Here is an 11,930-nt window from a genome sequence, read left to right on the forward strand (position 1 = left end):
CCTGGTTCTCCATCATCAGATTGAACAGACGGCGCAGGATGGCGCTGCGATCCTTGGCCAGCATCGCGCCCCAGGCCTTCTGCGCGCGATAAGCGGCGTCGATCGCGCGTGTGGTCTCGGCCGTCTCCATCGCGGGTATATGACCGATCACCGCTCCGGTCGCCGGATTGGTGACGGCGATCGTCTTGCCGCTGTCGGCCTGAACCCATTTGCCGTCGAGCAGATTGGCTTGTCGTAGAAGCGAAGCGTCCTTCAGCGGTAGCGTGGATACTGTCTCAAGCATGATCTGTCCTTCACTTGTCTCACGCTCGTTCGGGCCGCATGCGAGGGCCGATAGCGCAAACTTAGAAATCGACGTCCTTGGTCTCCGGTCCCATCAGGGCGCCGACCATACCGATCAGACCGCCGAGGCAAAGCAAAACCACGGGCGTCACATGAAACGGCATGATGGCGCTGAGCCAGTTCATATAAAAGGCGTAGAAGGACGGGATGATGACGGAAAGACTGAACCCCACGCCGAAGCCCGTTGCCCTGACATCCGTCACAAACCGCTCATTGATATAGGTAACGATCACGCCCCAGGGCGACGTGACGATGACGGACAGCACGCAGACCAGCAGCATGATCACCGGCAGGGTCAGCCCGTCGACATTCGCCAGCACATAAAGGATCGCGGCGCCGATCGTGGCGATGACCGGACCGATGATGGCAAAGAAACGACGACGCCCGATCCGCTGCCCGATCAATCCGGCGCCGATATAGCTGAAAAACAGCACCGCATAGGAAATCAGAAGCGTCGAGGTCAGCTGAAAATGCGACAAGTGCAGAAACCGGCTGAGCAGGGTCGTGGGCAAGAAAATCGTTATGATATTCTGGGTCAGCCAGAAACCGCTCATCATGATGAGCACTTGCAGCAGGTTGCGTCCGCTTTTGCCGCGCAGAAGATCCGTGAACGGCACCTTCTCCGGGCGCTCGCCGATTTCGGACTTCCAGATTTCGGATTCGGAGACCTTGAAGATATAATAGAGCGCCAGACAACCGGCGAGTACCGCGCCAATGATGAAGGGAATGCGCCAGCCCCAATGCGTATAGGGTGAATCGGCACCGTGCAGCGGAAACAGAACGAACATCAACATCGCGACCAAATTGATGGTCACATAGGCCGCCGGAAAGCCCGCGATGATGAAGCCGCCGACAAATCCCCGCTGATGCTTGCGTGAATACTCGATGGCGAGCGGCATGGCACCCGTATAGCCACCGCCAAGGCAGATGCCATCAAGGAAACGCAGTGCCACAAGAAGAAGATAGGAGCCGATGCCGATGGTATTGTAGCCGGGCAACAGCGCGATCAGCAGCGTGATGACGCCAAAACCCGATACGGAATAGATCGATGCCATTCTGCGCCCGATGCGATCGGCGACCATTCCGAACAACAATGCGCCGACCGGACGGCCGAGCAGCGTCGTGATAAAGACGAGTGAGGCAAGGATGGCCTCAACCCCGGCAGAGAGATGCGCGGGCTGGAAAAAGAACAGAACCGGCGACAGCACAACGACGGGAAGATAGATATCGAACATGTCGATAAACTCGGAGAAGAAGGCACCTTTGATGGCACTTCGTCTCTTCTCGTCCATCGTCTGATCGGCGGCCCCGACCGGAAAAGTCTGGGAAAATGACACGCAACGCTTCCTTATTTTTTCTTTTTTAGCCCCGTTTGATCGGCGGCACATCCAGCCGCACGATGATACCGGCCAGGTCCGGCCGTGGCGGCGGATACATGTCCATCACCAGCGGATCATGGCCCGGAATGATGTGATCGCGGCTTGGTGCCTGCTTGCGCACAAGGTCAAATGCCTCAGCCGCATCGCCGATATTGAAAACAGTCGTGAAAGGCCTGTCGCTATCCATATTCTCGAAGAAATGCAGAACGTCGGAGGCCAGAACAACCCAGCCGCGCTGCGTGTGGATACGCAGAAACTGCAGACCGCCGGAATGTCCGCCGGCAAGATGGAGCGTGATGCCGGGGGCCAGTTCCTCATTGCCGCGATAGAAGGTGACCCGGCCGCCATAGTTGAGACGGACGATGCCAACGACATCGTCAACTTCGAAGGAATGATTGATGCAGTGATGGCGCATATAGCGGCCGGTTGCAAAATGGATTTCGGGTTCCTGCAAATGGAACTGTGCCACCGGGAATTTGGCGAAATTGCCGACATGATCATAATGCAGATGGGTCAGCACCACATCATGTGCATTCTCCGCTGAAAGGCCCAACAGCGAGAGGGCGTCCACAGGGCAACGCAGATATTCTCTCTTGCGCTTGATCGCCATCTCAGCCGTAAAGCCCGAGTCGATGATGAAACTGCGCTCCGGCCCGATCGCAACCCACATGAAATAATCCATGCGCATGGGACCGTCATGCGGATCGCCGCCGATGAAGTTGTCAGCCCGTCGTCCCTCGCGCGTCGCATAGCGGATGGCGTAAAGCTCGTAATTCGGCAGATCGTCGGGCATCAATACGCCTCGTGGTGGAATAGTTTGCGGAAACCCTGCCACGCAGGCAGCGACAGGGTTTCCGATCTTGCTCGATTATTCGGCCGCCTTGGCAACATCGGCGAAAGCCTCACGCGCGACGCGGAAGGAATCGACACCGGCGGGAATGCCGCAATAGATCGCGACTTGCAGAAGAATCTCGCGGATCTCATCCTTGGTCACGCCGTTCTTAAGCGCACCTTTAAGATGCATCTTCAACTCATGCGGCCGATTCAGGGCGCTGAGCATGGCGATGTTGAGCATGCTCCGCGTCTTGCGGGGCAGGCCTTCCCGCCCCCAGACCGCGCCCCAGCAATATTCCGTCGTGAGCTCCTGCATCGGCATGTTGAAGTCGTCGGCGGTCTTGATGGAGTTCTCGACGAACTCAGCCCCCAGCACGGACTTGCGGATCTCAAGACCCTTCTCGAACATGTCCTTGTTCATCACTCTCTCCATGAATTAATTCTGTGTCATCACCGCAAGGATACCGACATCCTCGAGGGTCTCCAGCCGCGCGACGGCGTCTTCCAGTGCCGCCGAGCGGTCCGCGCCCAGCATCTTGGTGGCGGCCTCGCGGAAGCGGTCGCGCACGCCGTCCGGCGTTGCAGGCACGACATCCGCCAGACTGCGTGAGCGTTTGCTGCCATCCTTGAGCGTCACCTCGACCGAGGCGCCCTGCTGCGCCGGATAGGCCGCGTTGAACTCGGCCCCTTCTTCGACCGTCAGGCATTGCGCCAGTCGCATGATCGCCGGATCATCGAGCAGGCGGTAATTTTGCTCCGAGACACCGCCATGCACCAAAGCCGCCGCCACGCCGAATTGAATGCTCATCTTGGCCTGCAGGATTCGACCGAAGGGGCCGGCATAGTCGCAGCCGGGATAGAGCTTCATCGCGCGCGTGCCACGCACCAAAATGGCCGTCACGTCATCAGGGCGGATAGCTTCCTCCCGCACCAGCGTCAGCATCGCCTGGCAGGGCGTCTGCGCATAATTGCAGGCCGGAACAGGCTTGTTATAGACGGTGAGAAGTTCCGGCGTGCCGTCCGCGAAAAGTGTAATCGCGGGCACCGGCTGGCCGGGCCGATAGGCAGCGAACAGACCGGCAGCCCCGTCGAGCGCCCGCTCGGATGACCGCGCACCGAATGCCGCCAGTTCCACCGCCGTCACGGCATTGCGTGCCGCAAAGCCCGGATGGAAGAACATTTCGTCACTGCCCGTCGCCGGCCATTCATTCAGCCCGCTCATCGTATTGACCGCGAGCGAGAGGGCGCTGGTCAGCTCATCTTCGGTCAAACCCATAAGCCTGCCGCCGGCGATGGCGCCGGCGACCGGGCCGGCAAAGCCCGTCGGCCGGAAGAAACGCGCGAAGTCCGCGTTGATCAGCGAACGCCCGAAGCGACCACCGGCCTCATAGCCAAGAATAGCCGCCTGGATGAAGTCGCGCCCGCTGATCGGCCGACGCGCGGCAAGGGCCAGCAGCGTCGGCATGATGACGACACCCATATGGCTGACGCTGCCGGTATGCATATCCTCGCGCACCAGGCCATGACCCATCACCGCATTCGCGAAGGCGGCCTGCGGCACCGGCACAAGGTGTTGGGTAAAAAGCACGGGCGCCTTGCCCTGCTCCAGCGCCGCGAACCGGATGGCCTGGCCCGAAATCGGCAGATCGCGCGATTCAAGCGCACAGGTCAAAAAGTCCAGCAGGCAGATGCGCAGCTTCTCGACCGCCTCGGCCTCACGCGGAATGGCGGCGGTGAGCGCCGCCTGTGCGATGCCGCGACACAGCGCCATGTCCGCAGTACCGATCGTTGTTCCGTCCATCATCCGCGCACCTCGACGCCTGCCCAGGTCTCGACATTGCGGACCATGGAGGTGAAATCCGAGTCCGGTCCGTAGACCGCATTGGTCATGGCCAGCATCTGCCGCACGGCACTGCCGACGACCATGGGAATGCCCATCGCCTCCGCCTCATCCAGGCAAAGCCGCACGTCCTTGTAGGACAGCCCGGTCATGAAGCCGAAATCAAACGTGCCCGGCAGAACCGAACGCGGAAACTTGTCCTGAATGGCGCTGTTGCGGCCGCTGCTGACATTGATGACGTCGATCATGACCTTGGGGTCCAGACCCGCCTTCATCCCCATCACCATGCCTTCCGCCGAAATCGCCATCGCGCAGGCGGCCAGCAGATTGTTGACCAGTTTCAGCGTCTGCGCCGAACCCGGCTTCTCACCCACATAAAACAGCTTGCCGAAGATCTTCAAAATCGGCTCGATATCCGCATAGGTCTCGGCAGGGCAGGAGACCATCACCGCCAGCGTGCCGTTTTTGGCGCCGGCCAGACCGCCGCTGACCGGACAATCCACCGCCACGACACCCTTGGCCGTCAGGCCTTCGGCGACCTTCGCCGCAACCCGCGAACCGGTCGTTGAAAGATCCACGAAGATCTTCGCCCGGCCGCCGTCTGCCACGCCCTTCGCACCGAGCGCCACCGTCTCGACCACCGCCGGTGACGGCAGGCTGGCGAAGACGATATCCGACAGGGACGCCACTTCGGCCGGCGACCCCGCGCTGGTGGCACCTTCAGCGACCAGCGCTGCCACCGCCTCCGCACTCGGATCGGTGACGACAACGCTATGACCCGCCGCCAGCAGACGCTGGGTCATGAAACCGCCCATGCGCCCCACACCCACAAAACCTAGAGTTCTTCCTGCCATTGCATCCCCTTTTGGCGCCTTTGTGCCAAGCTATTCGCCCGACGCACCAATCTCTTATCTGCCCCTGCCCGCGCCGCTACGCCGTCGCGCCTGACGGTCAGTGCATCACCATTCCGCCATCCGCCACCAGCGTCATGCCATTGCAATAGGACGCTTGCGGTGACAACAACCACGCAATCGCCTCGGCGATCTCTTCCGGTGTGCCTAGGCGTTTTTGAACCGCCATGCCTTCGATACGCGCGCGAATATCCGGGTCTGCGAGCGGCGCCGCCGCGAAAGGCGTCTCGATCATCCCCGGTGCGACCGTGTTCACCGCGATTCCGCGCTCCGCCAAGGCGCGCGCGGCATTTTTGGTGACCGACAGAATGGCGCCCTTGCTGGACGCGTAGGACACCGTGCCGGCAAGACCGCCGCCGCGCAGCCCGGCCACGCTCGCGACCGTACATATGCGGCTGCCCGGCGGCATGATCAGCGCGGCCTCCCGCATGCAAACGAAGGTGCCGACAACGTTCACGTCATGAACGCGACGGAACTGCGCGGCCGTCGTCTCGAAAAACGGTGTCGTCTCGTAAATGCCGGCGCATGTCGCCAAGGCATCCAAACCGCCGATTTTCTGCGCGATCTCTTTAAAGATTGAGACGACGGCGGCTTCATCCGCGACATCGACCGCAAGCGCCAGATGGTCGCCCGCGACCGCTTGCGCCGCCGCCACATCGCGATCAAGGCACACGACCTGCCAGCCTTTCGCGATCATCAGCCGGGCCGTTGCCGCGCCAATACCGCTACCGGCCCCTGTTATTGCAACGCGCATCCACATCCCTTTCGCGCCGTTTTTGGCGGCTTATCCTATCCAAGACACCCTATGCGCTCCGGTCGGAGACGTTCGATTGACCAATAAAACACTGCGGTCAGAATCACGGGAATCCATGTTCGCCATTTTGCTGCATGGCAACATGACAAGGCCGCTTTCCTCCGGACCTTGTTGACGGCCCGTATCTTCGATTTTCGAAGCTAGACCCATGCGCCAAGCGGTGCCAGATGACACAGCCGCTATAGCAGCTATAATTGTGGTGAAAGGTGCCAGCGCTCAAAGCTGTGGCCGACCGGGGACGGACGATTGGAACTTAAACAGCTCAAGTATTTTCTCTGCGTCGCGGAAGCTGGAAGCTTCTCGAAAGCCGCAGTCTCGCTCGCCCTGACCCAACCTGTACTCAGCCGACAGGTCAAGTTCCTGGAGGAGGAATTGGGCGAGGAATTATTTTATCGCAACGGTCGCGGCATCGTTCTTTCGGCCGCCGGCCAGATTTTGGCGACCCATGCCCGAGACATGGTGGATATCGCGGACCGCATTACCGGCGAAATGGCGGCGCGCCGCGCCACACCCAGCGGCAAAGTCGTCATCGCCATGCCGCCATCCATCGGCTGGGTTCTCACCGTGCCGCTCGTGCAGCGGTGCCGCGCGCAATATCCGGAGATATCCCTTCACGCGGTCGAAGGGTTCAGCGGCCATGTTCTGGAATGGCTGGCAACCGGTCGCGTCGATATCGGTGTTGTCTACAACGCGCCGCGCCATCCGACTTTGCTGACCGAGCCGCTATTGGAGGAGGACCTGATTCTGCTCGGCCCCCCCGGCGACCCGGCAGGTGTCGGCGACGGGCCGATCACTGCCGAGCGGCTGGCGGAGGTGCCTTTGATCATGCCGGCGCGGCCGCATGGCCTGCGCATGCAAGTGGACCACGCCATGACGCGCATCGGTGTCACGCTGCGGATCGAGCATGAGATGGATGCCATGGCGTCCACCCTCGGCCTGGTCGAGGCCGGGGTCGGCTATACCATCCTCTGCTATGCCGCCACACAGCCCCACATCGCTGCCGGCCGCCTGCGCTGGTGGCCCATCGAGGCGCCGCATCTGACACGCCAGCTTATGCTGGCGACCGCGACACAGCGGCCGATGACGGCCGCGACGCGGCTGGTGATCAAACTCATTCGCGATCAGGTATCTGACCTGTGTTGGACGCCGGCGCCTTGAGCTTCAGCCGCGCACCTCGACGCCTGCCCAGGTCTCGACATTGCGGACCATGGAGGTGAAATCCGAGTCCGGTCCGTAGACCGCATTGGTCATGGCCAGCATCTGCCGCACGGCACTGCCGACGACCATGGGAATGCCCATCGCCTCCGCCTCATCCAGGCAAAGCCGCACGTCCTTGTAGGACAGCCCGGTCATGAAGCCGAAATCAAACGTGCCCGGCAGAACCGAACGCGGAAACTTGTCCTGAATGGCGCTGTTGCGGCCGCTGCTGACATTGATGACGTCGATCATGACCTTGGGGTCCAGACCCGCCTTCATCCCCATCACCATGCCTTCCGCCGAAATCGCCATCGCGCAGGCGGCCAGCAGATTGTTGACCAGTTTCAGCGTCTGCGCCGAACCCGGCTTCTCACCCACATAAAACAGCTTGCCGAAGATCTTCAAAATCGGCTCGATATCCGCATAGGTCTCGGCAGGGCAGGAGACCATCACCGCCAGCGTGCCGTTTTTGGCGCCGGCCAGACCGCCGCTGACCGGACAATCCACCGCCACGACACCCTTGGCCGTCAGGCCTTCGGCGACCTTCGCCGCAACCCGCGAACCGGTCGTTGAAAGATCCACGAAGATCTTCGCCCGGCCGCCGTCTGCCACGCCATTCGCACCAAGCGCCACCGTCTCGACCACCGCCGGTGACGGCAGGCTGGCGAAGACGATATCCGACAGGGATGCCACTTCGGCCGGCGACCCCGCGCTGGTGGCACCTTCGGCGACCAGCGCGGCCACCGCCTCCGCACTCGGATCGGTGACGACAACGCTATGACCCGCCGCCAGCAGACGCTGGGTCATGAAACCGCCCATGCGCCCCACACCCACAAAACCGATCTGCTTACCTGACATAAGACCTCCTGCGATGCATTCTGCATCGGATTATTCGCCTCTCCCCGGCTTCGCCATGGCTGTCATCGACATAACAGCCTGCGCCGTCCGGGGGGCTTTATGAGTGATCGGTGTCGCTTCGGAACGCGTCTAGCCAAGATACTTGTTGATGATATCAAAACCCTGACGCCTGATGTCGTCGGGGGTCATCTCCTCGACAATCTCACCATGGGTCATGATGTAAAGCCGATCGCAGACCTGCGTCGCTATATCAACGCGCTGCTCTACCAGCAGCAGCGAAGCGCCCCTGCGGCGAAGCTCAAGCAAAGCCTTGACGACGATGCCGACAGCGACGGGCGACAATGCGATCGACGGCTCATCGAGCAACAGAATCTCCGGGTCGCTCATCAACATGCGCCCGATGGCGACCATCTGCTGCTCGCCGCCGCTGAGAAAGGATGATCGCCGTTGACGGTAGTTCAGCAGAACCGGAAACAGCTCATAGACGGAGGCGAGCAAAGCCGCCACGCGCGCCTTCTCATGTCGCAGATGAAAGGCGCCGAGGACGAGATTATCTTCCACCGTCAACTCGGTGAACAGGCGCCGCCCTTCCGGGGCGATGGCGGCATAGCCGCTGGCGACGCGATGCGGCGGAAAATCCGAGACATCGGTATCGCCGATGCGGATGCTGCCACGGCGGTTCTTGATCAGGCTCATGATGGCCCGCAGCACCGTGGTCTTGCCCGCGCCATTGGGGCCGAGCAGCGCCACCGCTTCCCCCTTGCCGACACGCAAGGCCACGTCGCGAATGACGTCGAAGCGGCCGTAACCGGCCGAGAGCGCGGAAATCTCAAGAGCTGGATTGGATAAGGGGCTCATTCGCCGAGATACACCTGCCGGACGATGGGATGGGCACGGACCTCATCGGCGGTCGCCGTCAGCACCACCTCGCCCGCATTCAGCACTGTGACCCGATCGCAAAGCGGCAGCAAAAACCGCGTCTGATGTTCGATAATGATCATGGTGACGCCCTGGGCTTTGAGCTGGCTAAGGATTCTAGCGAGATGATCGACCTCGCCGCTCGACAATCCCGTCGCCGGCTCATCCAGAATGATGATGTCCGGCGCTGCGACACAGACGGACGCCAACTGCGTCAGCTGTTCCACGCCGTGCGGAACATCGCCGATCCGGCGCTCGGTCCAATTGGTGGCCCCCACCGATTGCAGCGCTGCCACAGCCTGTGTGGTCATCCAGCCGAGGTCACGCTGCCCTGACGGCAGCAGCGGCCAGATGGCGGCCCTGCGCACGATGCCCGGAATCTTGGTGTAGAGACCGACCGAGACATTCTGGCTCGTGGTCAACTCCCGCACCAGTTGCGCGGCCTGGAATGTGCGGCGCAGACCCAGCCTTGCGCGGCCACTGGGCGATACACCGTTGACCTGCTGACCTTTGACGAAGATCGCCCCCGCGACCGGCCGCAAACGACCCGCGATGACATTCGCCAATGTGCTTTTGCCGGAACCGTTCGGCCCGATGAGACCGTGGATATGGCCCCGCCGCACGACGACATTGACATCCCGCAGCACTTTCGGCCCGACGGCATAGCTGAATTCGATGCCCCGGCATTCGACGGCAATGTCGCCACCCGCCATGTCCGTCGCGCGCGTCGGTGGCACGGCAGATGGCGCGACAGCACCGGCGTCTTCGGAAATGACCGGCGATTGAACCGTCTTGCCGAATTGCCGCCGGATCAGGCCGACGACACCTTCCGGGAAGACCGTGATCGCGAGGATGGACAAGGCCCCATACAGCACTTCCTCCAACCAGGGATTGATGTCGACGACAGCGGGAAACATCGAAACGAAGGCAGCGCCGACCAGCGGACCGAGCGTGGTATTGATACCGCCGACCAGCACCATGACCAGGACATTGAGGGATACCGACCAATCGAACTGTCCGGGAGAAACAACACCGAGGAAGGAGAACAGCCAGCCGGCCGTTCCCGCCATGGCCGCCGACAGCCCGAAGATGCCGATTTTGATGGCCGAGGTTCGAACGCCCGCCGCTTCCGCGAAAGGTTCCGCGTCGCGGATGGACAGCAGCACAGGGTAAAGCGGCGAGCGGCGGATATTCCAGACCAGAGCGGCCGCGGCCAAAAGGGCCAGCAATATGCACCAGGCAACCGGCGCACCCAGCCAGGCAAGGCCGGTCGGAAAGTCGGGAAAGGCCGGCCCCAAAAGCCCCTGGGTCCCGCCGGTGATCTGCATATCCGTCGCCATCACCGTCAGCACCAAGGTAAAGATGAAGGTGGTGATCGCGAAATACAGGCCGCTGACCCGCAGCGACATCGCACCGATGATGACGCCACACAGGCCGCTCACCACGATCACGACCGGCAGCAACAGAAAGGGGCTGACATTGAGATCGGCCACCGCGATGGCGGTGACATAGGAGCCGATGCCGAAGAATCCGCCTTGGCCAAGCGAATAGAGGCCGAGCATGCCGGCCACGAGGTCAAGACTGATCGCCAGGATACCGAATACCCCTGCCACCAGAACGAGGCTTTGAATGCTCAGGCTGGCATTGGCCGCAAGCCAGGTCGCCATGACATAGACGACGAGAAGGACGACGGTCAGAAGCCGCCGATTGAAGGGTGACTTGGTCATCGCCTGGTCCTACCGCGCCCGCCGCATCAGCCGGGGGAATGAAAAACCTCCAGAACTGAACAGCCCGCGTGGCGTGACGATGAGAATGATGACGAGAACAAGGAAGGGAAACCAGTCCGAAGCCTGAGAATCGATCAGCGCATTGGCACCATTCGCCAGCACGCCCAGCAGCAAACCGCCGAACATCGCGGATAGGGGCTTTTCGGTGCCCCCGCCGATCATCATGGCGATGAAACCGGAAATGCCATAGGTGCTGCCGAGATAGGGATTTGCGAAGGTGCTCGGCCCGATCAGAATACCGGCGACGCCCGCGAATAGACCGGAGATCGCGAAGGCCGCGATGGCAACGACCGTGGTATTGCCGCCGATGGCTGACGCCATATCCGGATCGGTCGCGACGGCGACACCGAGCTTACCGTAAAGCGTGCGCTTGCGAACAAGCTCGAAGGCCGCGGCAAAAACGATAGCGACGGCAATCGCCAGCACTTGCTGACCTGTCAGCACGGCATTCGCGATGTGAATGCTGTACCCGTTCAGGATGGCCGGGAAAGGCCGCGATGTCGGCCCCCACAGATAGGCGGCCGCATTCTCCAGCATCACCGCGAAGCCGAGTGTGCTGACAAGCCAGCCAAAGCTGAAGCGGTTGAAAGCCAGGATCGGCTTCACCGCGATGACATAAGACAGCACCGCGACGATGCAGGAACTGAGCAATCCCAAAATAACGGCGATCCAGGGCGAGTAGCCGGCTGATGAAATTGTCGCCGTGATCATGATGGCCACCATCATGATCTGTCCCTGGGCAAAATTGATGACGCGGGTGACATAAAAGGAGATCGCCAAGGCCATCCCGATGAGGCCGTAGACCGAGCCGATCGCAAGACCACTCAGGATGAATTGCAGCAACGCTGGCCCGCTCCCTTTTTTTATCGTTATGAGCGGCTTCGGGCCGCTTCAGCCGTTTGAAACAGTCAATTGAATCAAGCCTAACCGGAATCTCCGGCCGCGTCAGATCTCATAGCGACTATAACTGTTATTATGCCGATAGGAATTTGTGCGCATCTGTCTCTCTTATCGTTCGACCGCGCGCATGATATTGGCAATAGGCCTAGC

12 protein-coding genes and 1 pseudogene are annotated in these 11,930 nt (G+C 61.2%); 1 reads left to right on the plus strand and 12 read right to left on the minus strand.

Translation table 11 applies throughout. The annotated features are described in order from the left end of the window. From ACELLULO517_RS20010 to ACELLULO517_RS20040, 8 genes and pseudogenes are all read right to left on the minus strand, one after another. A partial coding sequence (locus tag ACELLULO517_RS20010) for an aldehyde dehydrogenase family protein (RefSeq protein ID WP_227309199.1) occupies positions 1–283 on the minus strand: 283 nt, incomplete at its 3' end. Positions 284–344: 61 nt separating this feature from the next. Next, complete coding sequence (locus tag ACELLULO517_RS20015) at positions 345–1,679, minus strand: MFS transporter (protein ID WP_227309200.1); 1,335 nt, start codon at positions 1,677–1,679, stop codon at positions 345–347. A gap of 25 nt (positions 1,680–1,704) precedes the next feature. Continuing rightward, complete coding sequence (locus tag ACELLULO517_RS20020) at positions 1,705–2,514, minus strand: N-acyl homoserine lactonase family protein (protein ID WP_227309201.1); 810 nt, start codon at positions 2,512–2,514, stop codon at positions 1,705–1,707. A 75-nt stretch (positions 2,515–2,589) separates the two neighbouring features. Next, on the minus strand, positions 2,590–2,976 hold the full coding sequence (locus ACELLULO517_RS20025) for a carboxymuconolactone decarboxylase family protein (RefSeq protein WP_227309202.1): 387 nt from the start codon (positions 2,974–2,976) through the stop codon (positions 2,590–2,592). A 15-nt stretch (positions 2,977–2,991) separates the two neighbouring features. Continuing rightward, on the minus strand, positions 2,992–4,359 hold the full coding sequence (locus ACELLULO517_RS20030; RefSeq protein WP_227309203.1) for an MmgE/PrpD family protein: 1,368 nt from the start codon (positions 4,357–4,359) through the stop codon (positions 2,992–2,994). Further along, positions 4,356–4,769: an NAD-binding protein gene (locus ACELLULO517_RS28720; RefSeq protein ID WP_319796445.1), complete on the minus strand. Its 414-nt coding sequence runs from the start codon at positions 4,767–4,769 to the stop codon at positions 4,356–4,358. The genes ACELLULO517_RS20030 and ACELLULO517_RS28720 overlap by 4 nt, the downstream gene beginning before the upstream one ends. 15 nt (positions 4,770–4,784) lie before the next feature. Continuing rightward, positions 4,785–5,255 (minus strand): annotated as a pseudogene (locus ACELLULO517_RS28725) (NAD(P)-dependent oxidoreductase); the annotation flags it as partial. A gap of 91 nt (positions 5,256–5,346) precedes the next feature. Continuing rightward, positions 5,347–6,060: an SDR family NAD(P)-dependent oxidoreductase gene (locus ACELLULO517_RS20040; RefSeq protein WP_227309205.1), complete on the minus strand. Its 714-nt coding sequence runs from the start codon at positions 6,058–6,060 to the stop codon at positions 5,347–5,349. A gap of 306 nt (positions 6,061–6,366) precedes the next feature. On the opposite strand from ACELLULO517_RS20040, the gene ACELLULO517_RS20045 reads away from it, so the two are divergent. Further along, positions 6,367–7,278 (plus strand): LysR family transcriptional regulator, encoded by a 912-nt coding sequence (locus ACELLULO517_RS20045; RefSeq protein ID WP_227309206.1) that lies wholly within the window; start codon positions 6,367–6,369, stop codon positions 7,276–7,278. A 3-nt stretch (positions 7,279–7,281) separates the two neighbouring features. Here ACELLULO517_RS20045 and ACELLULO517_RS20050 read toward each other — a convergent pair whose 3' ends face one another. The 4 genes from ACELLULO517_RS20050 to ACELLULO517_RS20065 all read right to left on the minus strand — a co-directional run bounded on the left by ACELLULO517_RS20050 (position 7,282) and on the right by ACELLULO517_RS20065 (position 11,723). Next, positions 7,282–8,175, minus strand: a complete 894-nt coding sequence (locus ACELLULO517_RS20050; RefSeq protein WP_227309207.1) for an NAD(P)-dependent oxidoreductase — start codon at positions 8,173–8,175, stop codon at positions 7,282–7,284. 129 nt (positions 8,176–8,304) lie between these two features. Then, the gene (locus tag ACELLULO517_RS20055) at positions 8,305–9,033 is read right to left on the minus strand and encodes an ABC transporter ATP-binding protein (protein WP_227309208.1); all 729 of its coding nucleotides are present in this window, start codon (positions 9,031–9,033) and stop codon (positions 8,305–8,307) included. Next, positions 9,030–10,820 carry a branched-chain amino acid ABC transporter ATP-binding protein/permease gene (locus ACELLULO517_RS20060; protein WP_227309209.1) on the minus strand — a complete coding sequence of 597 codons (1,791 nt, stop codon included), beginning with the start codon at positions 10,818–10,820 and terminating at the stop codon, positions 9,030–9,032. The genes ACELLULO517_RS20055 and ACELLULO517_RS20060 overlap by 4 nt, the downstream gene beginning before the upstream one ends. 9 nt (positions 10,821–10,829) lie before the next feature. Beyond that, on the minus strand, positions 10,830–11,723 hold the full coding sequence (locus ACELLULO517_RS20065) for a branched-chain amino acid ABC transporter permease (RefSeq protein ID WP_227309210.1): 894 nt from the start codon (positions 11,721–11,723) through the stop codon (positions 10,830–10,832). Positions 11,724–11,930 lie beyond the last annotated feature (207 nt).

This window comes from Acidisoma cellulosilyticum (assembly GCF_020621385.1).
Lineage (GTDB): Bacteria > Pseudomonadota > Alphaproteobacteria > Acetobacterales > Acetobacteraceae > Acidisoma > Acidisoma cellulosilyticum.

Excerpts from the sequence above, each read along its gene's own strand:
- ACELLULO517_RS20020 (WP_227309201.1), bottom strand. The coding sequence starts at position 2,514 with ATGCCCGACGATCTGCCGAATTACGAGCTTTACGCCATCCGCTATGCG.
- ACELLULO517_RS20025 (WP_227309202.1), bottom strand. The coding sequence starts at position 2,976 with ATGAACAAGGACATGTTCGAGAAGGGTCTTGAGATCCGCAAGTCCGTG.
- ACELLULO517_RS20030 (WP_227309203.1), bottom strand. The coding sequence starts at position 4,359 with ATGATGGACGGAACAACGATCGGTACTGCGGACATGGCGCTGTGTCGC.
- ACELLULO517_RS20040 (WP_227309205.1), bottom strand. The coding sequence starts at position 6,060 with ATGCGCGTTGCAATAACAGGGGCCGGTAGCGGTATTGGCGCGGCAACG.
- ACELLULO517_RS20050 (WP_227309207.1), bottom strand. The coding sequence starts at position 8,175 with ATGTCAGGTAAGCAGATCGGTTTTGTGGGTGTGGGGCGCATGGGCGGT.
- ACELLULO517_RS20055 (WP_227309208.1), bottom strand. The coding sequence starts at position 9,033 with ATGAGCCCCTTATCCAATCCAGCTCTTGAGATTTCCGCGCTCTCGGCC.
- ACELLULO517_RS20060 (WP_227309209.1), bottom strand. The coding sequence starts at position 10,820 with ATGACCAAGTCACCCTTCAATCGGCGGCTTCTGACCGTCGTCCTTCTC.